This window comes from Salinispora vitiensis (genome assembly GCF_000378825.1).
Taxonomy (GTDB): domain Bacteria; phylum Actinomycetota; class Actinomycetes; order Mycobacteriales; family Micromonosporaceae; genus Micromonospora; species Micromonospora vitiensis.
In genome coordinates this window covers 2764190-2786129 of sequence record NZ_KB900388.1, presented here as the reverse complement: position 1 = coordinate 2786129, position 21940 = coordinate 2764190, and the positions used below count along the sequence as shown (strand labels likewise).

24 protein-coding genes and 1 pseudogene are annotated in these 21940 nt (G+C 66.9%); all 25 read left to right on the top strand.

The annotated features are described in order from the left end of the window. Window positions 1-532: 532 nt before the first annotated feature. The 25 genes and pseudogenes from rpoB (at window position 533) to rpsH (ending at window position 21924) form a co-directional block, all read left to right on the top strand. The gene (gene rpoB, locus SALPAC2_RS0112940) at window positions 533-3964 is read left to right on the top strand and encodes a DNA-directed RNA polymerase subunit beta (RefSeq protein ID WP_026184691.1); all 3432 of its coding nucleotides are present in this window, start codon (window positions 533-535) and stop codon (window positions 3962-3964) included. Between the two features lie 80 nt (window positions 3965-4044). Then, window positions 4045-7938, top strand: a complete 3894-nt coding sequence (locus SALPAC2_RS0112935; RefSeq protein WP_018217068.1) for a DNA-directed RNA polymerase subunit beta' — start codon at window positions 4045-4047, stop codon at window positions 7936-7938. Window positions 7939-8000: 62 nt separating this feature from the next. Further along, a pseudogene (locus tag SALPAC2_RS24750) lies at window positions 8001-8159 on the top strand (VOC family protein); the annotation flags it as partial. Beyond that, window positions 8156-8530 (top strand): hypothetical protein, encoded by a 375-nt coding sequence (locus tag SALPAC2_RS0112925; RefSeq protein WP_018217066.1) that lies wholly within the window; start codon window positions 8156-8158, stop codon window positions 8528-8530. The pseudogene SALPAC2_RS24750 and the gene SALPAC2_RS0112925, both read left to right, overlap by 4 nt. A gap of 348 nt (window positions 8531-8878) precedes the next feature. After that, window positions 8879-9250: a hypothetical protein gene (locus tag SALPAC2_RS0112920; protein ID WP_018217065.1), complete on the top strand. Its 372-nt coding sequence runs from the start codon at window positions 8879-8881 to the stop codon at window positions 9248-9250. Window positions 9251-9731: 481 nt separating this feature from the next. Beyond that, window positions 9732-10106 carry a 30S ribosomal protein S12 gene (rpsL, locus tag SALPAC2_RS0112915; protein WP_007465318.1) on the top strand — a complete coding sequence of 125 codons (375 nt, stop codon included), beginning with the start codon at window positions 9732-9734 and terminating at the stop codon, window positions 10104-10106. 1 nt (window position 10107) lies between these two features. Then, window positions 10108-10578, top strand: coding sequence for a 30S ribosomal protein S7 (rpsG, locus tag SALPAC2_RS0112910; RefSeq protein WP_012015128.1), 471 nt, complete (start codon window positions 10108-10110; stop codon window positions 10576-10578). Window positions 10579-10652: 74 nt separating this feature from the next. Next, a complete protein-coding gene (fusA, locus tag SALPAC2_RS0112905) occupies window positions 10653-12749 on the top strand; it encodes an elongation factor G (protein ID WP_018217064.1) in 2097 nt (698 codons plus the stop codon). A 221-nt stretch (window positions 12750-12970) separates the two neighbouring features. After that, window positions 12971-14164 (top strand): elongation factor Tu, encoded by a 1194-nt coding sequence (gene tuf / locus SALPAC2_RS0112900; RefSeq protein WP_018217063.1) that lies wholly within the window; start codon window positions 12971-12973, stop codon window positions 14162-14164. 349 nt (window positions 14165-14513) lie between these two features. Beyond that, the gene (gene rpsJ / locus SALPAC2_RS0112895) at window positions 14514-14822 is read left to right on the top strand and encodes a 30S ribosomal protein S10 (RefSeq protein WP_007073037.1); all 309 of its coding nucleotides are present in this window, start codon (window positions 14514-14516) and stop codon (window positions 14820-14822) included. A gap of 11 nt (window positions 14823-14833) precedes the next feature. Further along, window positions 14834-15493, top strand: coding sequence for a 50S ribosomal protein L3 (rplC, locus tag SALPAC2_RS0112890; protein ID WP_018217062.1), 660 nt, complete (start codon window positions 14834-14836; stop codon window positions 15491-15493). After that, window positions 15490-16140: a 50S ribosomal protein L4 gene (rplD, locus tag SALPAC2_RS0112885; protein WP_018217061.1), complete on the top strand. Its 651-nt coding sequence runs from the start codon at window positions 15490-15492 to the stop codon at window positions 16138-16140. Before rplC ends, rplD begins: the two co-directional genes overlap by 4 nt. Continuing rightward, window positions 16137-16439 (top strand): 50S ribosomal protein L23, encoded by a 303-nt coding sequence (gene rplW, locus SALPAC2_RS0112880; protein WP_012015123.1) that lies wholly within the window; start codon window positions 16137-16139, stop codon window positions 16437-16439. The genes rplD and rplW overlap by 4 nt, the downstream gene beginning before the upstream one ends. Window positions 16440-16451: 12 nt before the next feature. After that, entirely contained in the window at window positions 16452-17291 is an 840-nt protein-coding gene (gene rplB, locus SALPAC2_RS0112875) for a 50S ribosomal protein L2 (protein WP_018217060.1), read from the top strand. A 12-nt stretch (window positions 17292-17303) separates the two neighbouring features. Next, a complete protein-coding gene (rpsS, locus tag SALPAC2_RS0112870; protein WP_018217059.1) occupies window positions 17304-17585 on the top strand; it encodes a 30S ribosomal protein S19 in 282 nt (93 codons plus the stop codon). 40 nt (window positions 17586-17625) lie between these two features. Continuing rightward, entirely contained in the window at window positions 17626-18081 is a 456-nt protein-coding gene (gene rplV, locus SALPAC2_RS0112865) for a 50S ribosomal protein L22 (RefSeq protein ID WP_018217058.1), read from the top strand. Then, a complete protein-coding gene (gene rpsC / locus SALPAC2_RS0112860) occupies window positions 18081-18947 on the top strand; it encodes a 30S ribosomal protein S3 (protein ID WP_018217057.1) in 867 nt (288 codons plus the stop codon). The genes rplV and rpsC overlap by 1 nt, the downstream gene beginning before the upstream one ends. A 3-nt stretch (window positions 18948-18950) precedes the next feature. After that, a complete protein-coding gene (rplP, locus tag SALPAC2_RS0112855; RefSeq protein ID WP_007465292.1) occupies window positions 18951-19376 on the top strand; it encodes a 50S ribosomal protein L16 in 426 nt (141 codons plus the stop codon). Next, window positions 19376-19612: a 50S ribosomal protein L29 gene (gene rpmC, locus SALPAC2_RS0112850; RefSeq protein ID WP_012015118.1), complete on the top strand. Its 237-nt coding sequence runs from the start codon at window positions 19376-19378 to the stop codon at window positions 19610-19612. The genes rplP and rpmC overlap by 1 nt, the downstream gene beginning before the upstream one ends. Next, on the top strand, window positions 19609-19884 hold the full coding sequence (rpsQ, locus tag SALPAC2_RS0112845) for a 30S ribosomal protein S17 (RefSeq protein ID WP_018217056.1): 276 nt from the start codon (window positions 19609-19611) through the stop codon (window positions 19882-19884). Before rpmC ends, rpsQ begins: the two co-directional genes overlap by 4 nt. A 98-nt stretch (window positions 19885-19982) precedes the next feature. Further along, window positions 19983-20351, top strand: coding sequence for a 50S ribosomal protein L14 (gene rplN, locus SALPAC2_RS0112840; protein WP_007073026.1), 369 nt, complete (start codon window positions 19983-19985; stop codon window positions 20349-20351). Further along, the gene (gene rplX / locus SALPAC2_RS0112835) at window positions 20348-20668 is read left to right on the top strand and encodes a 50S ribosomal protein L24 (RefSeq protein ID WP_018217055.1); all 321 of its coding nucleotides are present in this window, start codon (window positions 20348-20350) and stop codon (window positions 20666-20668) included. Before rplN ends, rplX begins: the two co-directional genes overlap by 4 nt. Then, on the top strand, window positions 20668-21237 hold the full coding sequence (gene rplE, locus SALPAC2_RS0112830; protein WP_018217054.1) for a 50S ribosomal protein L5: 570 nt from the start codon (window positions 20668-20670) through the stop codon (window positions 21235-21237). Before rplX ends, rplE begins: the two co-directional genes overlap by 1 nt. 1 nt (window position 21238) lies before the next feature. Continuing rightward, a complete protein-coding gene (locus SALPAC2_RS0112825) occupies window positions 21239-21424 on the top strand; it encodes a type Z 30S ribosomal protein S14 (protein ID WP_007073023.1) in 186 nt (61 codons plus the stop codon). Between the two features lie 92 nt (window positions 21425-21516). Next, the gene (gene rpsH / locus SALPAC2_RS0112820; protein WP_018217053.1) at window positions 21517-21924 is read left to right on the top strand and encodes a 30S ribosomal protein S8; all 408 of its coding nucleotides are present in this window, start codon (window positions 21517-21519) and stop codon (window positions 21922-21924) included. Window positions 21925-21940 lie beyond the last annotated feature (16 nt).

Sequence of the window (21940 nt, the reverse complement as noted above, 5' to 3'; positions counted from 1 at the left end):
TGTACGTGTGCCGGGGCACCCTGCGGCACGACGGGCGGTGATCCGGTCAGCGGATCGCCGCCCGCCCGTGTTGGTGGCGTGAGCTGCCCCGGCCGAGCTGGGTGTTCCGCGGTTGGTGGGAGCCTGGCCTGTCTGCGCTGCCCACGTGGCTGCGCCGGCGCTCCGACGCCGACGGGGAGCGGTGGGTCGCAGCCAGCGGTAGCCGGCTCTTGACGCGGCCCGGCCCGGCAGGCACGCTGAAACCAGCAAGACTTTCCGCGCTTGCAACGCCGCCACTTCGGTGCGGGCTCGGCGAGTCGCCCGGTGGGAGTGTCGCGTTCTGAGCGGCCCGGCATGAGGTTCCGAGGCGCGTTCCGCGATGAACTGCGGGGTTGGCTGGACAGCGGCCAGCCTCTCGGCTACACTGCTAGTTTGCGCTGCCTTCCGAATTTACCCCTGCTCGGAAATGTCCGTTTGCGGATATTTCTGGTGGGGTTATTGGAGTGCGCGCGTACCAGCCGTTCTGCAGCACCGGTCCTCGGAAGGACGCATCTTGGCAGCTTCCCGCCCTGCGAAGACCAGTCGTACGTCGAGCGCTTTCGCTCCCCGCCGAGTTTCTTTCGGTCGGATTACCGAACACCTCGAGGTCCCCAACCTCCTTGCCATTCAGACCGAGTCTTTTGACTGGTTGGTTGGCAACGAGGCGTGGCAGGGCCGGTCGGCGGACGATCCGCACGCGCGCTCGGGTCTCGCGGAGATTCTCGACGAGATCAGTCCCATTGAGGACTTCTCCGGCACTATGTCACTCTCCTTCTCGGCCCCACGCTTCGACGAGGTCAAAGCCTCGATCGAGGAGTGCAAGGAGAAGGATCTCACCTACTGCGCCCCGCTCTTCGTGACCGCGGAGTTCACCAACAACACCACCGGCGAGATCAAGAGCCAGACGGTGTTCATGGGTGACTTCCCGATGATGACGCCGAAGGGCACCTTCATCATCAACGGTACCGAGCGCGTCGTCGTCAGCCAACTCGTCCGGTCGCCGGGCGTCTACTTCGACAAGCAGCCGGACAAGACCTCCGACCGCGACCTCTCCAGCGTGAAGGTCATCCCGAGCCGGGGTGCCTGGCTCGAGTTCGACATCGACAAGCGCGAAACCGTCGGGGTCCGAATCGACCGTAAGCGTCGGCAGGCCGTCACCGTGCTGCTCAAGGCGATCGGTTGGACGGCGGAGCAGATCCGCGAGCGGTTCGGCTGGTCCGAGCTGATGATGACCACGCTCGAGAAGGACCACATCGGCAGCCAGGACGAGGCGCTGCTGGACATCTACCGCAAGCTGCGTCCGGGCGAGCCGCCGACCCGGGAGAACGCCCAGACCCTGCTCGACAACCTCTTCTTCAACCCGAAGCGGTATGACGTCGCCAAGGTCGGCCGATACAAGTTCAACAAGAAGCTCGAACTGGACCTGTCGATCGACACCGGGGTGCTCACCCAGGACGACATCGTCGCCACCGTCGAGTACCTCTGCCGGCTGCACGCCGGGGAGGACGGCTACGAAGCCGACGACATCGATCACTTCGGTAACCGTCGGCTGCGTACCGTGGGTGAGTTGATCCAGAACCAGGTCCGGGTCGGCCTGTCCCGGATGGAGCGGGTCGTTCGGGAGCGGATGACCACGCAGGACGTCGAGGCGATCACGCCGCAGACTCTGATCAACATCCGTCCGGTGGTGGCGGCGATCAAGGAGTTCTTCGGTACGTCGCAGCTGTCCCAGTTCATGGATCAGACCAACCCGCTGGCGGGCCTCACCCACCGGCGTCGGCTGAGTGCGCTCGGCCCCGGCGGTCTGTCCCGGGAACGGGCCGGATTCGAGGTCCGCGACGTACACCCGTCGCACTACGGTCGGATGTGCCCGATCGAGACGCCGGAAGGCCCGAACATCGGGCTGATCGGCGCGCTGTCCACCTTTGCCCGGGTCAACCCGTTCGGCTTCATCGAGACGCCGTACCGGAAGGTCGTTGACGGTCAGGTAACCGACCAGATCGACTACCTGACCGCGGACGAGGAAGACCGCTTCGTCAAGGCGCAGGCCAACGCACCGCTGCGGGCGGATGGCTCATTCGCCGAGGACCGTGTCCTGGTCCGTCGTAAGGGCGGCGAGACCGAGGACGTGCCCCCGGCGGCCGTGGACTACATGGACGTGTCGCCGCGACAGATGACTTCGGTCGCGACCGCGATGATCCCGTTCCTCGAGCACGACGACGCCAACCGCGCGCTGATGGGCGCGAACATGCAGCGTCAGGCGGTGCCGCTGGTCAAGGCCGAGGCGCCGCTGGTCGGCACCGGCATGGAGTACCGGGCCGCGGTGGACGCCGGCGACGTGGTGGTCGCCGAGTTCGGCGGTGTCGTCGAGGACCTCTGCGCCGACTACATCACCGTGCACCAGGACGACGGCCACCGTCGTACCTACCTGCTGCACAAGTTCCGCCGTTCCAACGCCGGCTCCTGCGTCAACCAGAAGCCGGTCGTGTTCGAGGGGGACCGGGTCGAGGCCGGCCAGGTGATCGCCGACGGTCCGTGTACCGACGACGGCGAGATGGCGCTCGGGCGCAACCTGCTCGTGGCGTTCATGACCTGGGAGGGCCACAACTACGAGGACGCGATCATCCTGTCGCAGCGCCTCGTGCAGCAGGACGTGTTGACCTCGATTCACATCGAGGAACACGAGGTTGACGCCCGGGACACCAAGCTTGGGCCGGAAGAGATCACCCGTGACATCCCGAACGTCAGCGAGGAGATGCTCGCCGACCTCGATGAGCGGGGCATCATCCGGATCGGCGCCGAGGTTGTCCCTGGCGATGTCCTGGTCGGTAAGGTCACGCCCAAGGGCGAGACCGAGTTGACCCCCGAGGAGCGACTGCTCCGCGCGATCTTCGGCGAGAAGGCGCGCGAGGTCCGGGACACCTCGCTGAAGGTGCCGCACGGCGAGACCGGCACGGTCATCGGGGTGCGTACCTTCTCCCGCGAGGACGGCGACGAGCTGCCGCCGGGCGTCAATGAGCTGGTCCGGGTCTATGTCGCCCAGAAGCGGAAGATTCAGGACGGCGACAAGCTCGCCGGCCGGCACGGCAACAAGGGTGTCATCTCCAAGATCCTGCCGGTGGAGGACATGCCGTTCCTCGAGGACGGGACCCCGGTCGACATCGTGCTGAACCCGCTCGGTGTGCCATCCCGGATGAACATCGGCCAGGTGCTGGAGACGCACCTCGGCTGGGTGGCCAAGACCGGGTGGAAGGTCGAGGGGGACGACGCCGAGTGGAAGCGGCAGCTCCAGGCGATCAGTGCCGACGAGTCCGAGCCGGACAGCAACGTGGCCACCCCGGTCTTCGACGGTGCCCGCGAAGAGGAGATCTCCGGTCTGCTCGCGTCCACCCGGGCCAACCGGGATGGCAAGCAGCTGATCGGTTCGTCCGGTAAGGCCCAACTCTTCGACGGTCGCTCCGGTGAGCCGCTGCCGGACCCGATCGCGGTCGGCTACATCTACATCCTGAAGCTCAACCACCTGGTCGACGACAAGATCCACGCGCGGTCGACCGGTCCGTACTCGATGATCACGCAGCAGCCGCTGGGTGGTAAGGCGCAGTTCGGTGGCCAGCGCTTCGGTGAGATGGAGTGCTGGGCGATGCAGGCGTACGGCGCCGCGTACGCGCTGCAGGAGCTGCTGACGATCAAGTCCGACGACGTCCTCGGCCGGGTGAAGGTCTACGAGGCGATCGTCAAGGGCGAGAACATCCCGGAGCCGGGCATTCCGGAGTCGTTCAAGGTGCTGCTCAAGGAGCTTCAGTCGCTCTGCCTCAATGTCGAGGTGCTCTCCAGCGACGGTGTGGCCCTGGAGATGCGGGAGACCGACGACGAGGTGTTCCGGGCCGCGGAGGAGCTGGGCATCGACCTGTCGCGGCGTGAGCCGAGCTCGGTCGAAGAGGTGTGAGTGGCGAGGGTTGCGGGCCGGCCGGCCCGCAACCCCGCCGAGAGCTAGCTAGAGATCAGACACGACACGAGGGATATAACGTGCTCGACGTCAACTTCTTCGACGAGCTGCGCATCGGCCTCGCCACCGCCGACGACATCCGGCAGTGGTCCCACGGCGAGGTCAAGAAGCCGGAGACGATCAACTACCGCACTCTCAAGCCGGAGAAGGACGGGCTTTTCTGCGAGAAGATCTTCGGTCCTCAGCGGGACTGGGAGTGCTACTGCGGTAAGTACAAGCGGGTCCGTTTCAAGGGCATCATCTGTGAGCGCTGCGGCGTTGAGGTGACTCGGTCCAAGGTCCGCCGGGAGCGGATGGGGCACATCGAGCTCGCTGCCTCGGTGACCCACATCTGGTACTTCAAGGGCGTACCGAGCCGGCTGGGCTACCTGCTGGATCTTGCCCCCAAGGACCTCGAGAAGATCATTTACTTCGCCTCGTACGTGGTGACGAGTGTGGACGCCGATGCGCGTCACCGGGATCTGGCCACGATCGAGAACGAGATTCTCGCCGAGAAGCGGCAGTCTGAGAACAGCCGGGATTCGGAGATCGAGAAGCGGGCGGGCAAGCTCGAGGCCGACCTCGCCGAGCTGGAGGCCGAGGGCGCCAAGGCGGACGTCCGGCGCAAGGTCAAGGAGGGCGGAGAGCGCGAGATGCGCCAGATCCGCGACCGGGCCCAGCGCGAGATCGACCGCCTGGACGAGGTGCTGGAAACCTTCCGCAAGCTGGAGCCGAAGCAGCTGGTCACCGACGAGCTGCTCTACCGGGAGCTGCGCGACCGGTTCGGCGAGTACTTCACCGGCGGGATGGGGGCCGAGGCGATCAAGGCCCTGGTCCAGAACATGGACCTCGGCACCGAGGCGGAGAGCCTGCGGGAGACCATCCGTACCGGTAAGGGGCAGCGGAAGATCCGGGCGCTCAAGCGACTCAAGGTGGTCGCCGCGTTCCTGAACACCAGCAACTCGCCGCTCGGCATGGTGCTGGACTGCGTCCCGGTCATCCCGCCGGACCTGCGCCCGATGGTGCAGCTCGACGGTGGCCGCTTCGCGACCTCCGACCTGAACGACCTCTACCGCCGGGTGATCAACCGGAACAACCGGCTCAAGCGGCTGATCGATCTCGGTGCTCCCGAGATCATCGTTAACAACGAGAAGCGGATGCTTCAGGAGGCCGTTGACGCGTTGTTCGACAACGGCCGTCGTGGTCGACCGGTCACCGGTCCGGGTAACCGTCCGCTCAAGTCGTTGTCCGACATGCTCAAGGGCAAGCAGGGCCGGTTCCGGCAGAACCTGCTCGGCAAGCGGGTCGACTACTCGGGCCGGTCGGTTATCGTCGTCGGCCCGAAGCTCAAGCTGCACCAGTGCGGCCTGCCCAAGCAGATGGCGTTGGAGCTGTTCAAGCCGTTCGTGATGAAGCGGCTGGTGGACCTCAACCACGCACAGAACATCAAGTCCGCCAAGCGGATGGTCGAGCGGCAGCGGCCGGTCGTCTGGGATGTGCTCGAGGAGGTCATCGGCGAGCACCCGGTGCTGCTCAACCGGGCGCCGACCCTGCACCGACTGGGTATCCAGGCGTTCGAGCCGCAGCTGGTCGAGGGCAAGGCGATCCAGATCCACCCGCTGGTCTGCACCGCCTTCAACGCTGACTTCGACGGTGACCAGATGGCGGTCCACGTGCCGCTGTCCGCCGAGGCGCAGGCCGAGGCGCGGATCCTGATGCTCTCGTCCAACAACATCCTCAAGCCGGCGGACGGCAAGCCGGTGACCATGCCCACCCAGGACATGATCATCGGTCTCTACCACCTAACCCACCTCACCCCGGGTGAGCGGGGCGAGGGCCGGGCGTTCAGCTCGGATGCCGAGGCCCGGATGGCCTTCGACAACGGTGAACTGCACCTGCAGGCGCCGGTGAAGATCCGGCTGCGGGGTCTCGTCGGGGTCGAGAGTGGCCCGGCTGGCGAGCCGTGGACCGCGCCGGAGGGCTGGGTCGAGGGCGATCCGATCACGGTGGAGACGACGCTCGGTCGGGTTCTGTTCAACGAGACCCTGCCGCCGGGCTACCGGTTCGTGAACTACGAGATCCGCAAGGGGCAGCTCTCCGCGATCGTCAATGACCTCGCCGAGCGTTTCCCGAAGGTCGCCCTCGCGGCCACCCTGGATGGTCTCAAGGAGGCCGGCTTCCACTGGGCCACCTGGTCCGGCGTGACCATCGGGATGGAGGATGTCCTCGCGCCGCCGCGGAAGCGGGAGATCCTTGGTCGGTACGAGAAGGAAGCCGACCGGATCGACAAGCAGTACCAGCGTGGTCTGATGACCGCCGAGGAACGTCGCGGTGAGCTCATCGAGATCTGGACCAAGGCGACCAACGAGGTCGCCAAGGAGATGGACACCGCGCTACCGCAGGAGAACCCGCTCTGGAAGATGATCAACTCGGGGGCCCGCGGTAACCTGCTTCAGCTCCGGCAGATCGCCGCGATCCGTGGCCTGGTGGCAAACCCGAAGGGCGAGATCATTCCGCGACCGATCAAGGCCTCCTACCGGGAGGGCCTGTCGGTACTGGAGTACTTCATCTCCACGCACGGTGCCCGTAAGGGTCTGGCGGACACTGCCCTGCGTACCGCCGACTCGGGCTACCTGACCCGTCGTCTGGTGGACGTCTCGCAGGATGTGATCATCCGCGAGGAGGACTGCGGCACCGACCGGGCCATTCCGATGCAGGTGGGCCAGCTTGCCGGCGAGGCCGGTTCGTTGGTCGTGCACGAGCACGCGGAGACCAGCGTGCACGCCCGTACGTTGGCTGACGACATCAAGGGGCCGGACGGCACCGTCGTCGCCGAGCGGGGCGCGGACATCAACTCCATTCTGGTGGACAAGATCGTCGCCGCCGGGGTGGAGTCCGTACGAGTCCGCAGCGTGCTCACTTGTGAGTCGAAGCTGGGTGTCTGCGGGGCCTGCTACGGCCGTTCGCTCCCGACCGGCAAGACCGTGGATGTCGGCGAGGCGGTTGGTATCATCGCCGCCCAGTCGATCGGTGAGCCGGGTACGCAGCTGACGATGCGTACCTTCCACACCGGCGGTGTCGCTGGGGAGGACATCACCCAGGGTCTGCCCCGGGTCCAGGAGATCTTCGAGGCTCGTATCCCGAAGGGCAAGGCCCCGATCGCGGACACCCCTGGTCGGGTCCGGATCGAGGACGGCGAGCGGTCCCGGAAGATCATCGTGGTGCCGGACGACGGCAGCGACGAGATCGCCTACGACAAGATCTCGAAGCGGGTGCGACTGCTGGCCAACGACGGCGACCACGTCGAGGTTGGCGAGAAGCTCACGGTGGGTACGATCGACCCGCACGAGCTGCTCCGCATCCTCGGTCCGCGTGCGGTCCAGGTCCACCTGACCCAGGAGGTCCAGGAGGTCTACCGCTCGCAGGGTGTGCTCATTCACGACAAGCACATCGAGATCATCATCCGGCAGATGCTCAAGCGGGTGACGGTGATCGACTCCGGCTCGACCGAGTTCCTGCCGGGCGTGCTCGTGGACCGGGCGCTGTTCGAGTCGGAGAACCGCCGGCTCGTCTCCGAGGGCGGCGAGCCTGCCGCTGGCCGTCCGGTGCTGATGGGTATCACGAAGGCCTCCCTGGCCACCGACTCCTGGCTCTCGGCGGCCTCCTTCCAGGAGACCACCCGGGTGCTGACGGACGCGGCGATCCACGCTCGCAGTGACTCGCTGATCGGTCTCAAGGAGAATGTGATCATCGGTAAGCTCATCCCGGCTGGTACTGGCATCAGCAAGTACCGCAACGTCCGGGTCGAGCCGACCGAGGAGGCGAAGGCCAAGGTCTACTCGATGACCGGCTACCCGGAGACCGATTACGGCTTCGGGCCGGCCAGTGGCCAGGCGGTCCCGCTGGACGACTTCGACTTCGGGTCGTACCGCTAGACCACCCCATGATTGACGCGGCCCCCGGCATTGCTGGGGGCCGCGTCGTGTTCGGTGTGTCGGCGTTGGGCGCCCGGCGGTGGCTGGTCGAGCGTGCGGCCGAGGTCGGTGAGCTGAGTCAGGCCCCCGGCCAGCCAGTGATCTGGTTCTGCTTTCGTGATCCGCCGGGCGACCGGCTCGAGGTCTGTTCCTTTCCGGGTCCGGGCATGATGGGGGCATGAGCACCCCTGCCGAGCCCAACCCGCTCGCCCTGCTGCCGGGGCTGCCCCGGCACCCGCAGGACCCAGATCCGGTGCGGTCGACCAAGGCGCGGGCGGTCTTCGCGCTCGGGCTGTTCGGGGCACTTACCGGCCTGTTCGTCGGGGGAGTGGTGCCGGCCACCGTGGCACTCGTGTTGGCGCGGCAGGCGCGTCGTGAGGCGTACCTGTCTGGGGGGTTTCTGACCGGAGCGGCGTGGCTGCGGCGCGGGGAGCGACTGGCCTGGACCGGCTTGGTGCTGACCATGGTCGTGGTTACCGTCCTGCTGGTGATCGGTGTCATCCGGCTGGCGGAGGCCCCCCATGGCCATGATTTTGCCCCGAACGTGGACTGACCGTGGCGAGCGTTGACCAAGTCGGGCATCGCCCGCTGGTCGCGCAGCGGTAGCCTGACCGATGTTCGGCGCTTGGGCGTCGACTGCCGACTTGGAGGACCCGTGACCGATCCGGCACGCCCGCAGGGCAACGACCCGACGGCGCCCGGTGGGCCGCAGGGGCCAGCGGAGGGCGCGCCCGCTCCGCCCCGGGTGGGAGCGCCGACGCCGGACCCGTGGATCCGGCCGCCAGCGCCGTCCGGCCCGGCGGGCACGCCACCGACCTCAACCCCCGGCTGGGGCCCCCTGCCGGTGGTGTCTCCGCCTCCACCGCGGGAGGCGTTGGGTCGGCCGAGTCAGATTCATCCGGTGCCGGGTACGCCGTTCGGGGTGGTGCACCTCGACGTACCGGCGGTTACCTCCGGTCTCGCGGTGGGGTCCCTGGTCGTGGGGATTGTTTCGATTCTGGTTTCGTTGCCGGTGGCCGGTATCGGCATGATTGGGGCCGGTGGGGACGGTGCGTGGGCTGCCGGAGCCTTCGCCATGCTGGGCGTCCTTACCGGTGCGGGCGCTGTTGGTATCGGTTTGTTCGGGCTGCGGCAGATCCGGCGGCCGTCGCCGCCGCCGGCGGTCCGGTTCTCCGGGCGGGGGCTGGCCTGGGCCGGGGTGAGCTGCGGTGGTGCCGGGCTGCTCCTCAACCTGGGCGGGCTCGGGTTGGCATTGCTCGTGGGGTGGTCCTGATCGTCGGGTTTGCGGTTGATTGTGTGGGCGTTGGGAAGCAAGGGCCGGGGGATCGTCGCCAGGTGCAGCCGGTACACTCGACTCGGTAGGTGCCCGGCATGGGCGCGCAGGCCGAACGGTCTCGACCGGTGGGCGAACCCGCTGGCCACCCAGTTTTGACCTGCGCGGTTGTGGTAGGTACCCTTTCCCCTTGTGCCCAGGCGTGCCTGGGCAGCTCGTGTGTGCGCTGTGATCTCGCTACGTGGGTGTTCTCGCGGTGCACGACGACAGCCAGAGATCCGGCCACCTCGCGCCGGTGACCAAACCCGGTTTTCGCCCGTGAGTGACGACCGGGAAACCGCGAATCGGCGACACGCCCGACCGCGGGTGCTGGGACCCCGGCAGGTGGCCCTGGTTGGAATGTAGGAGAGCCGTCCATCCGGCCGGCTAGAAGCAGACGGCGCGGTTGCCTGCTGGCGACCGAAGGGAGCGGAGAAACCCGGTGCCCACCATTCAGCAGCTGGTCCGAAAGGGCCGTCAGGCCAAGACGACCAAGACGAAAACCCCCGCCCTGAAGGGGTCCCCGCAGCGACGGGGTGTGTGCACCCGGGTGTACACCACCACCCCGAAGAAGCCGAACTCGGCGCTGCGTAAGGTCGCTCGGGTCAAGCTCAGCAGCCAGATCGAGGTGACCGCCTACATTCCGGGCGTCGGTCACAACCTCCAGGAGCACTCGATCGTGCTGGTCCGCGGTGGCCGGGTGAAGGACCTCCCCGGTGTGCGGTACAAGATCGTACGTGGCTCGCTGGACACCCAGGGTGTCCGCAACCGCAAGCAGGCGCGCAGCCGCTACGGCGCGAAGAAGGAGAAGAGCTGACATGCCGCGTAAGGGACCCGCTCCGCGGCGGCCGCTGGTCGCTGACCCGGTGTACAACTCGCCGCTGGTCACCCAGCTGGTAAACAAGATCCTGCTGCGCGGCAAGCGTCAGCTCGCCGAGACCCTCGTCTACGCGGCGCTGGAGGGCTGCCGGGAGAAGTCCGGCACCGACCCGGTGGTCACCCTCAAGCGGGCGATGGACAACGTCAAGCCGACGCTCGAGGTGCGCAGCCGTCGGGTTGGTGGCGCCACCTACCAGGTGCCGGTCGAGGTTCGTCCGGCCCGCGCTACCACCCTGGGCCTACGCTGGCTGGTCACCTACGCCCGTGCCCGGCGCGAGAAGACCATGGTTGAGCGGCTGATGAACGAGCTGCTGGACGCGAGCAACGGCCTCGGTGCCGCCGTCAAGCGGCGCGAGGACACCCACAAGATGGCCGAGTCCAACAAGGCCTTCGCGCACTACCGCTGGTAACACCCGGGTTCCGGCGCCGTCTCGGCGCCGGAACCACACCAGTTGTGTCGAGACGACGATAAGTAGGGATTGAAGTGGCCGCCGCAGACGCGCTCGCCAACGTACGCAACATCGGCATCATGGCGCACATCGATGCCGGTAAGACCACTACCACCGAGCGAATCCTGTTCTACACCGGTATCACCTACAAGATCGGTGAGGTTCATGAGGGCGCCGCCGTCATGGACTGGATGGCGCAGGAGCAGGAGCGCGGTATCACGATCACTTCCGCCGCCACGAAGTGCGAGTGGAAGGGCCACACGATTCAGATCATCGATACGCCCGGCCACGTCGACTTCACGGTCGAGGTCGAGCGGTCGCTGCGGGTTCTGGATGGCGCGGTCGCGGTCTACGACGGCGTCGCCGGCGTGGAGCCGCAGACGGAGAACGTCTGGCGTCAGGCCGACAAGTACAACGTCCCGCGGATGTGCTTCGTCAACAAGCTCGACCGGACCGGTGCGGACTTCTTCCGCTGCGTCCAGATGATGGTGGACCGGCTCAAGGCCACCCCGTTGGTGCTTCAGGTCCCGATCGGGCTCGAGTCTGAGCACATCGGCGTCGTTGACCTGATCGAAATGCGTGCCCTTACCTGGCGTGGGGAAACCCAGAAGGGCGAGGACTACGCGGTCGAGGAGATCCCGGCCGAGCTGGCCGACGTCGCCGCCGAGTGGCGCGAGAAGCTGATGGAGACGCTGGCCGACGTCGACGACGCGGTGATGGAGAAGTACCTGGAGGGCGAGGAGTTCTCCGTCGAGGAGATCAAGGCCGCCATCCGTCGGGCGACCATCGCCGGTAAGGCCAACCCGGTCCTCTGCGGCTCCGCCTTCAAGAACAAGGGCGTCCAGCCGATGCTCGACGCCGTGGTCGACTTCCTGCCGTCGCCGCTGGACGTCCCGGCGATCGAGGGCACCGCGACCGACGGTGAGACCCCGCTGCTGCGGAAGCCGTCCACCTCGGAGCCCTTCTCCGGTCTCGCATTCAAGATCCAGACCGACAAGCACCTTGGGAAGCTCACCTACGTCCGGGTTTACTCCGGTGTGGTCGAGACCGGTTCGCAGGTGGTCAACTCCACCAAGGACCGCAAGGAGCGGATCGGCAAGATCTACCAGATGCACGCCAACAAGCGGGAGGAGCGCGGCTCCGCCAAGGCTGGCGACATCATCGCGGTTCAGGGTCTGAAGCAGACCACCACCGGTGACACCCTCTGTGACCCGGCGAACCCGGTCATCCTCGAGTCGATGACCTTCCCGGAGCCGGTCATCGAGGTGGCCATCGAGCCGAAGACCAAGGCCGACCAGGAGAAGCTCAGCACCGCCATCCAGCGGCTGGCCGAGGAGGACCCGACCTTCCGCGTCAAGCTGGACGACGAGACCGGGCAGACGGTCATCTCCGGCATGGGTGAGCTGCACCTGGACATCCTGGTGGACCGGATGCGCCGCGAGTTCAACGTCGAGGCGAACATCGGTAAGCCGCAGGTGGCGTACCGCGAGACCATCCGCCGCAAGGTGGAGAAGGTCGAGTACACCCACAAGAAGCAGACCGGTGGGTCCGGCCAGTACGCTCGGGTGATCATCAGCCTGGAGCCGCTGCCCCTGGACAACGACGCTCCGACCTACGAGTTCGCCAACGCCGTCACCGGTGGCCGCATCCCCCGGGAGTTCATCCCCTCGGTGGACGCGGGTGCGCAGGATGCCATGCAGTACGGCATTCTGGCCGGCTTCCCGCTGGTCGGCGTGAAGCTGACGCTGGTGGATGGTCAGTACCACGAGGTCGACTCGTCCGAGATGGCGTTCAAGATCGCCGGTTCGATGGTGTTGAAGGACGCGGCCCGCAAGGCTGATCCGGCACTGCTCGAGCCGATGATGGCCGTTGAGGTCACCACTCCAGAGGAGAACATGGGTGACGTCGTCGGCGACATTAACTCCCGTCGAGGCATAATCCAGGCGATGGAGGATCGCGGCGGTGCCCGCGTCGTCCGTGCCCTGGTGCCGTTGTCGGAGATGTTCGGCTACGTCGGCGACCTGCGGTCGAAGACCCAGGGCCGGGCTAGCTACAGCATGCAGTTCGACTCCTACGCCGAGGTCCCGTCCTCGGTGGCGAAGGAGATCATCGCGAAGGCGACCGGCGAGTGACACTCGCCTGAGCCGGTTGATGAGCCGGGGCGGGTCGCGGGAGGGTCTCCCGCCCGCGACCACCTCGGTCGGAGGGCATGAATCTGGGCCTGTAGGCTTCATCGCCGCAGAGCCCGCAAATGGCTTCCCGGCCGTCAGGCCGGAAAGGCTGTCGACAGAGTCCTAAGCGCCGACCGGCGCGCCGGGGCGAACGAACCAAGAAAGTCCACAGGAGGACACCAGTGGCGAAGGCGAAGTTCGAGCGGACTAAGCCGCACGTCAACATCGGCACCATTGGTCACATCGACCACGGTAAGACGACGCTGACGGCGGCCATCACCAAGGTCCTGCACGACCAGTACCCGGACCTGAACCCGTACATGCCGTTCGACGAGATCGACAAGGCGCCGGAGGAGAAGGCCCGCGGTATCACGATCTCGATCGCGCACGTCGAGTACCAGACCGAGGCGCGGCACTACGCGCACGTCGACTGCCCCGGGCACGCCGACTACATCAAGAACATGATCACCGGTGCGGCCCAGATGGACGGCGCGATCCTCGTGGTCGCGGCGACCGACGGCCCGATGCCGCAGACCCGCGAGCACGTGCTGCTGGCCCGCCAGGTCGGCGTGCCGTACATCGTCGTGGCGCTCAACAAGAGCGACATGGTTGACGACGAGGAGCTCCTTGAGCTCGTCGAGCTCGAGGTCCGTGAGCTGCTCTCCTCGCAGGAGTACCCGGGTGACGACCTGCCGGTCGTGCGGGTCTCCGCGCTGAAGGCCCTTGAGGGTGACCCGGAGTGGGCCGGCAAGCTCATGGAGCTGATGACCGCGGTCGACACCTCGATCCCGCAGCCGGAGCGCGAGACCGAGAAGCCGTTCCTGATGCCGATCGAGGACGTCTTCACGATCACCGGCCGGGGCACGGTCGTCACCGGTCGTGCCGAGCGTGGCGTGCTGAAGCCGAACGAGGAGGTGGAGCTCGTCGGTATCCGTGAGAAGTCGACGAAGACCACCTGCACCGGCATCGAGATGTTCCGCAAGCTGCTGGACGAGGCGCGCGCGGGTGAGAACGTCGGTCTGCTGCTGCGTGGTGTGAAGCGCGAGGACGTCGAGCGCGGCATGGTTGTCATCAAGCCGGGCACCGCCACCCCGCACACCGAGTTCGAGGCGACGGTCTACATCCTCTCCAAGGAGGAGGGCGGCCGCCACACGCCGTTCTTCCAGAACTACCGTCCGCAGTTCTACTTCCGGACCACGGACGTTACCGGCGTGGTTACCCTCCCCGAGGGTACCGAGATGGTCATGCCGGGCGACAACACCACGATGACCGTGAAGCTGATCCAGCCCGTCGCGATGGAGGAGAACCTCAAGTTCGCGATCCGCGAGGGTGGCCGCACGGTTGGCGCGGGTCGCGTCACCAAGATCATCAAGTGAGCTAGGTAACCCCGATTAGGTGTGCCGCCGCTCGTGCGGCATACTAGTCAGGTTGCGTAACGATGGTTCGCCCGTTCGCGTTCGGCAGCGCCGAACCTCCGGGCGGGGGAACCAGTCGGGCGCAGGGTGGTCAGCGACTCTGTCGCTGACCACCCTCGCGCGGCGTCTAGATCGCCATAGTGCGATCGACGTGATGACCCACCGCGGCAGGATCGCTCCGGAATCCCGGGGCGGATTCTGAACCGAGGGCGCGACACGCCCGACCGCGGGGGTCGGCGAAGCGGGCCCGGTGCCACTCGGCGCAGGCGTCCGCAACACAGCGGCATCGAGAGAAGGAACAGAAGCCACTATGGCGGGACAGAAGATCCGCATCCGGCTCAAGGCCTATGACCACGAGGTCGTCGACTCCTCGGCTCGGAAGATCGTCGAGACGGTGACGCGCACCGGGGCGCAGGTCGCAGGGCCGGTGCCGCTGCCCACGGAGATCAACCGTTTCTGCGTTATCCGCTCGCCGCACAAGTACAAGGACTCGCGCGAGCACTTCGAGATGCGCACGCACAAGCGGCTGATCGACATCATCGACCCGACCCCGAAGACGGTCGACTCGCTCATGCGCCTCGACCTGCCGGCTGGCGTCGACATCGAGATCAAGCTGTAGGGATCGGACAAATGGACAGGCAAGTCAAGGGGATCCTGGGCGCGAAGCTCGGCATGACCCAGGTCTGGGACAACAACCGTGTTGTCCCGGTGACTGTGGTGCAGGCCGGCCCGTGTGTCGTCAGCCAGGTCCGTAGCCAGGAAAAGGACGGCTACGCGGCCGTCCAGTTGGCGTATGGCGCTATCGACCCGCGCAAGGTCAAGAAGCCGATCAGCGGCCACTTCGCAAAGGCCGAGGTCGCGCCGCGCCGGCGCATCGTCGAGCTGCGCACCACCGACGCCGCCGAGTACTCGCTCGGCCAGGAGGTCACGGTCGAGGAGTTCCCGGCGGGTATCTCGGTTGACGTGACCGGAAAGACCAAGGGCAAGGGCTACGCCGGCCCGATGAAGCGGCACGGCTTCCACGGCCTGCGCGCCAGTCACGGTGTCGAGCGCAAGCACCGCTCGCCGGGCTCGATCGGCGGCTGCGCCACTCCGGGGCGCGTCTTCAAGGGCACCCGGATGGCCGGCCGGATGGGTGGTGTGCGGTACACCGTCCAGAACCTCACCGTCCAGGCGGTTGACACCGAGAACAATCTCCTGCTCGTCCGGGGTGCCATTCCTGGCCCCAAGGGCGCGCTGGTCCTGGTTCGCACTGCGGCCAAGGCGAAGAAGGGTGGGGCAGCCAAGTGACCACCGTTGATGTCCACACCGTCGAAGGTACCAAGGCCGGCTCCGTCGAGCTGCCCGCTGACATCTTCGACGCGCAGGCCAACATCCCGCTGATGCACCAGGTCGTGGTTGCTCAGCTCGCGGCGGCTCGACAGGGCACGCACAAGACCAAGACGCGGGGCGAGGTCGCCGGCGGCGGCAAGAAGCCCTACAAGCAGAAGGGCACCGGCCGCGCCCGCCAGGGCTCGATCCGCGCTCCGCAGTTCGCCGGGGGCGGCGTGGTCCACGGCCCCGTGCCGCGTGACTACAGCCAGCGCACCCCGAAGAAGATGAAGGCCGCCGCGCTGCGGGGGGCCCTCTCGGACCGGGCCCGCGCCGAGAAGGTGCACGTCGTCGAGGCGTTCGTCGCCGGCGAGAAGCCGTCAACGAAGGCGGCTCTGGCCACCCTGGCGAAGCTGACCGACGCACGCCGGGTGCTGGTGGTGCTGAGCAGCACCGATGAGGTGAACTGGGTGTCGCTGCGCAACGAGCCGCGGGTGCACCTGATCGAGTCCGGCCAGCTCAACACGTACGACGTGCTGCTGGCCGACGACGTGGTCTTCACCAAGGAGGCCCTGGAGGAGTTCCTGGGCGTTCCCGCTGAGACCACCGAGGAGGGTGGCAAGTGAGCACGATCGCCGACCCGCGCGACATCATCATTGCGCCGGTCGTCTCTGAGAAGAGCTACAGCGAGCTGAACCGCAACTGGTACACGTTCCTGGTGCACCCGGACGCGAACAAGACCGCGATCAAGATCGCCATCGAGCAGATCTTCAACGTCCGCGTCCTGACGGTCAACACGCTCAACCGCGTGGGCAAGCGTAAGCGGACCCGGACCGGGTTCGGCAAGCGCAAGGACACCAAGCGGGCGATGGTGAAGCTGGCTGACGGTGACCGCATCGAGGCCTTCGGCGGCCCGGTCAGCTGAGGGGTGTAGACAATGGCTATCCGTAAGTACAAGCCGACGACGCCGGGCCGACGCGGCTCGAGTGTTGCCGACTTCGCCGAGATCACCCGGTCCACGCCGGAGAAGTCGCTGCTGGCCCCGCTGCCCAAGAAGGGCGGGCGGAACGCCCATGGCCGGATCACCGCCCGGCACCAGGGTGGCGGCCACAAGCGCCAGTACCGAATCATCGACTTCAAGCGAGTCGACAAGGACGGCGTGCCGGCGAAGGTCGCGCACATCGAGTACGACCCGAACCGCACCGCGCGGATCGCGCTGCTGCACTTCCGGGACGGCGAGAAGCGGTACATCCTCGCGCCGAAGGACCTGAAGCAGGGCGACATCGTCGAGTCGGGTCCGGGCGCCGACATCAAGCCGGGCAACAACCTGCCGCTGCGGAACATCCCGGTCGGTCTGACCATCCACAACGTGGAACTGCGTCCGGGTGGCGGCGCCAAGCTGGCCCGCTCCGCGGGGACCGGAATCCAGCTGCTCGGCCGGGAGGGCGCCTACGCGACCCTGCGGATGCCCTCCGGTGAAATCCGCCGCGTTGACGTGCGCTGCCGGGCCAGCATTGGTGAGATCGGCAACGCCGACCAGTCAAACATCAACTGGGGCAAGGCCGGCCGGATGCGGTGGAAGGGCAAGCGCCCGACCGTCCGTGGTGTGGCCATGAACCCGGTCGACCACCCGCACGGTGGTGGTGAGGGTAAGACCTCTGGTGGCCGTCACCCGGTCAACCCGCAGGGTAAGCCCGAGGGCCGTACCCGCCGTAAGGGCCAGCCGAGTGACCGGCTGATCGTCCGCCGTCGCTACGCCACGCGTAAGCGCGGCTGAGGGAGATAAGAGATGCCTCGCAGCCTGAAGAAGGGCCCGTTCATCGACGACCACCTGCTCAAGAAGGTGGAGACGCAGAACGACAAGGGCACCAAGAACGTCATCAAGACCTGGTCGCGGCGCTCGACGATCACCCCGGAGATGCTGGGTCACACGATCGCTGTGCACGACGGACGCAAGCACGTCCCGGTATTCGTGACCGAGGCGATGGTCGGGCACAAGCTCGGCGAGTTCGCGCTGACCCGCACGTTCAAGGGTCACGAGAAGGACGACCGGAAGAGCCGTCGGCGCTGACGCCGCGGGCATACGGATAGAGGAACAAGGGGTTACAGCGATGCCAGGAAAGGGCGACGCTCCGGTGCTTCCGGGCGCGCGGGCGGTTGCGCGGTACGTGCGCATCTCGCCGATGAAGGCGCGCCGGGTGGTCAACCTCGTCCGCGGCCTGCCCGCGAAGGAGGCGCTCACGGTGCTGCAGTTCGCGCCACAGGCCGCGAGCGAGCAGGTGTACAAGGTACTCGCGAGCGCGATCGCCAACGCGGAGAACAACGAGCGGCTGGACCCCGACGCGCTGCTCGTCCGCGAGGCGTACGTGGACGAGGGCCCGACGATGAAGCGGTTCCAGCCGCGCGCCCAGGGCCGGGCGTACCGGATCCGGAAGCGCACCTGTCACATCACGGTGGTGGTTGAGGCGGTCGCGCCGGCTGCGCCGAAGGCGGCGGCGAAGAAGGCGGCCCCGGCGAAGGAGACCACGCCAGCTGCGACCGAGAGCAAGACGGAGGGTGCCGAGTAATGGGTCAGAAGGTTCACCCGCACGGGTTCCGGCTCGGCATCTCGACCGACTGGAAGTCGCGCTGGTTCGCGGACAAGCTCTACAAGGACTACGTCGGCGAGGATGTCAAGATCCGGCGGATGATGTCCAAGGGCCTGGAGCGGGCGGGAATCTCCAAGGTTGACATCGAGCGCACCCGGGACCGGGTCCGCGTCGACATCCACACCGCCCGGCCGGGCATCGTGATCGGCCGTAAGGGTGCTGAGGCCGACCGGATCCGCGGCAAGCTCGAGAAGCTGACCGGCAAGCAGGTCCAGCTCAACATCATCGAGGTGAAGAGCCCCGAGTCGGACGCGCAGCTCGTCGCGCAGGGCGTGGCCGAGCAGCTGTCCAGCCGGGTCAGCTTCCGTCGGGCGATGCGCAAGGCCATGCAGTCCGCGATGAAGAACCCGGTCTGCAAGGGCATCCGGGTGCAGGTCTCGGGGCGGCTCGGTGGCGCCGAGATGAGCCGGACCGAGTTCTACCGCGAGGGCCGGGTCCCGCTGCACACGCTGCGGGCCAACATCGAGTACGGCTTCTTTGAGGCCCGGACCACCTTCGGCCGGATCGGCGTGAAGGTTTGGATCTACAAGGGCGACGCGGTACCGGGCCGGGAGACCCCGGCCGAGGCTCCGTCGCGTCCGCGCCGGGAGCGCGGCGACCGCTCGGAGCGGCCGCGTCGGGGTAGGTCCGGTTCGTCCGGCACCACCGCCGGTGGCACCGAGACCGGCCGAGCCGCCGCAACCACCATCGCGCAGGCGGCCGAGACGCCGAGCGGCGAGTCGGTGGACGCTGGCGCGATCGCGTCGGCCGCTACCCAGCCGGCAGAAACGCAGCAGGAGGGCTGACAGATGCTGATGCCGCGCAAGCCCCCGAAGGGCTTCCGCAAGCCGCACCACCCGGACCGCAGTGGCGCGTCCAAGGGCGGTAACCGGGTGGTGTTCGGCGAGTTCGGGATCCAGGCTCTCGAGCCGGCCTACGTGACCAACCGCCAGATCGAGTCGGCGCGTATCGCGATGACCCGGCACATCAAGCGTGGTGGCAAGGTCTGGATCACGATCTTCCCGGACCAGGCGCTCACCAAGAAGCCGGCGGAGACCCGGATGGGTTCCGGTAAGGGCTCTCCCGAGTGGTGGGTCGCGAACGTGAAGCCGGGGCGGGTTCTCTTCGAGATGTCCTTCCCCAACGAGCAGATCGCGCGTGAGGCGATGCGTCGCGCGATTCACAAGCTCCCGATGAAGTGCCGGATTGTTACACGCGAAGTGGGTGAATCCTGATGGCAGCGGGCGTTAAGGCCGCCGAGCTGCGTGAGCTCTCCGAGGAGGAGTTGGTCACGAAGCTGCGCGAGGCTAAGGCGGAGCTGTTCAACCTCCGCGTGCAGGCCGCAACCGGGCAGCTGGACAACAACCGGCGGCTGCAGGTCATTCGTCGGGAGATCGCCCGGATCTACACGATCATGCGTGAACGCGAGCTGGGGCTCTCGGCCGCGCCGACTGAGGTGACTGCAGGATGAGCGAGAACACCACCGCGACCACGCGGGCCCGCCGGAAGGTTCGTGAGGGCCTCGTGGTCAGCGACAAGATGGCCAAGACGGTTGTCGTCGAGGTCGAGGACCGCGTCAAGCACGGGCTGTACGGCAAGATCATGCGCCGCACCAGCAAGCTGAAGGTCCACGACGAGCAGAACTCGGCCGGCATCGGCGACCGGGTCCTGATCATGGAGACCCGGCCGTTGTCTGCCACCAAGCGGTGGCGGCTCGTGGAGATCCTCGAGAAGGCCAAGTAGCGAAGGCTCGAGCTCGGCCGGTTCCGGTCGGGCGCAGGTTCCGCCAGGCTCCGGCCGCCGTGGTGCGGCCGGAGAACCGGCAGACATAGGAGATAGACGTGATTCAGCAGGAGTCGCGACTGCGCGTCGCCGACAACACGGGTGCCCGGGAGATCCTGTGCATCCGGGTGCTCGGTGGCTCCGGTCGGCGCTACGCGAGCATCGGCGACGTCATCGTGGCCACCGTCAAGGACGCGATCCCGGGCGCCGGTGTCAAGAAGGGCGATGTCGTGAAGGCGGTAGTCGTTCGTACCGCCAAGGAGAAGCGGCGGCCGGACGGCTCGTACATCCGCTTCGACGAGAACGCCGCCGTCATCATCAAGGACGGTGGGGATCCGCGTGGCACCCGTATCTTCGGCCCGGTTGGCCGGGAGCTGCGGGACAAGCGGTTCATGAAGATTATTTCTCTCGCGCCGGAGGTGTTGTGACCGTGAAGGTCAAGAAGGGCGACACGGTCGTCGTCATCGCCGGCAAGGACAAGGGCGCCAAGGGCAAGGTCATCGCGGCCTACCCGCGGCAGGACAAGGTCCTGGTCGAGGGCGTGAACCGGGTCAAGAAGCACACCCGCATCAGCACCACCCAGCGTGGCGCGAAGACCGGTGGCATCGTCACCCAGGAGGCTCCGATCCACGTCTCGAACGTGATGGTCGTGGACTCCGACGGCAAGCCGACCCGAGTCGGCTACCGGATCGACGACAATGGCCAGAAGGTCCGCATCGCGCGTAGCACCGGTAAGGACCTGTGATGACCACGGCTACCGAAACCAAGACCATGCCGCGACTCAAGGAGCGGTACCGCAACGAGATCGTGGGCCAGCTGCGGGAGCAGTTCAAGTACGGCAACCCGATGCAGGTGCCGGGCCTGGTCAAGATCGTCGTCAACATGGGCGTCGGCGAGGCCGCTCGGGACGCCAAGTTGATCGACGGTGCGGTCCGCGATCTGGCCACCATCACTGGCCAGAAGCCGCAGGTCAGGCGGGCCACCAAGTCCATCGCGCAGTTCAAGCTGCGGGAGGGGATGCCGATCGGCGCGAAGGTCACGCTGCGCGGCGACCGGATGTGGGAGTTCCTGGACCGGCTGCTCTCCATCGCGCTGCCGCGTATCCGTGACTTCCGCGGTCTCGACGGGCGCAAGCTCGACGGGAACGGTAACTACACGTTCGGTCTGACCGAGCAGTCGGTGTTCCACGAGATCGACCAGGACAAGATCGATCGCCAGCGGGGCATGGACATCACGGTGGTCACCACCGCCACGACCGACGATGAGGGCCGGGCGCTGCTCAAGTTCCTGGGCTTCCCGTTCAAGGAGAACTGAGATGGCCAAGAAGGCGCTGATCCTCAAGGCGGCCGCGAAGCCGAAGTTCTCGGTTCGCGCGTACACCCGCTGCCAGCGGTGCGGGCGTCCGAAGGCGGTCTACCGCAAGTTCGGTCTCTGCCGGGTCTGCATCCGGGAGATGGCCCACCGCGGTGAGCTGCCCGGCGTGTCCAAGGCTTCCTGGTAATTGCCCGGCGCGCTCCGCGCGTCAGCTGCACTGTCTCTTCGCCGTAGGCCCGGGAGCACCGGGAACCCCGGCGAGAAAGGTTGACGAGTTTAATGACGATGACCGACCCGATCGCAGACATGCTCACGCGTCTGCGTAACGCCAACCAGGCGTACCACGACCGGGTGACGATGCCCTACTCGAAGATCAAGGCGAATATCGCCGAGGTCCTCAAGTCCGAGGGGTACATCAGCACCTGGTTGGTCGAGGAGCCCGAGGAGAGCGCCGTCGGCAAGCGACTGGTCGTCGAGCTGAAGTACGGCCAGAACCGCGAGCGGAGCCTGGCCGGCATCAAGCGCGTGTCCAAGCCCGGCCTCCGGGTGTACGCCAAGTCGGGTGAGCTCCCGCGGGTGCTCGGCGGGCTTGGCGTGGCGATCATTTCGACGTCCCAGGGGCTGCTCACCGATCGGCAGGCCCGCAAGCGGAGCGTTGGCGGGGAAGTCCTCGCCTTCGTCTGGTAACGGGAGACAGGTAGAA

Coding starts and splice junctions, on each gene's coding strand:
- SALPAC2_RS0112925 (WP_018217066.1), top strand. CDS start 8,156: ATGAGCACCCCTGCCGAGCCCAACCCGCTCGCCCTGCTGCCGGGGCTG.
- rpsG (WP_012015128.1), top strand. CDS start 10,108: ATGCCGCGTAAGGGACCCGCTCCGCGGCGGCCGCTGGTCGCTGACCCG.
- rpsJ (WP_007073037.1), top strand. CDS start 14,514: ATGGCGGGACAGAAGATCCGCATCCGGCTCAAGGCCTATGACCACGAG.
- rplC (WP_018217062.1), top strand. CDS start 14,834: ATGGACAGGCAAGTCAAGGGGATCCTGGGCGCGAAGCTCGGCATGACC.
- rplB (WP_018217060.1), top strand. CDS start 16,452: ATGGCTATCCGTAAGTACAAGCCGACGACGCCGGGCCGACGCGGCTCG.
- rpsS (WP_018217059.1), top strand. CDS start 17,304: ATGCCTCGCAGCCTGAAGAAGGGCCCGTTCATCGACGACCACCTGCTC.
- rplV (WP_018217058.1), top strand. CDS start 17,626: ATGCCAGGAAAGGGCGACGCTCCGGTGCTTCCGGGCGCGCGGGCGGTT.
- rpsC (WP_018217057.1), top strand. CDS start 18,081: ATGGGTCAGAAGGTTCACCCGCACGGGTTCCGGCTCGGCATCTCGACC.
- rplP (WP_007465292.1), top strand. CDS start 18,951: ATGCTGATGCCGCGCAAGCCCCCGAAGGGCTTCCGCAAGCCGCACCAC.
- rpmC (WP_012015118.1), top strand. CDS start 19,376: ATGGCAGCGGGCGTTAAGGCCGCCGAGCTGCGTGAGCTCTCCGAGGAG.
- rpsQ (WP_018217056.1), top strand. CDS start 19,609: ATGAGCGAGAACACCACCGCGACCACGCGGGCCCGCCGGAAGGTTCGT.
- rplE (WP_018217054.1), top strand. CDS start 20,668: ATGACCACGGCTACCGAAACCAAGACCATGCCGCGACTCAAGGAGCGG.
- SALPAC2_RS0112825 (WP_007073023.1), top strand. CDS start 21,239: ATGGCCAAGAAGGCGCTGATCCTCAAGGCGGCCGCGAAGCCGAAGTTC.
- rpsH (WP_018217053.1), top strand. CDS start 21,517: ATGACGATGACCGACCCGATCGCAGACATGCTCACGCGTCTGCGTAAC.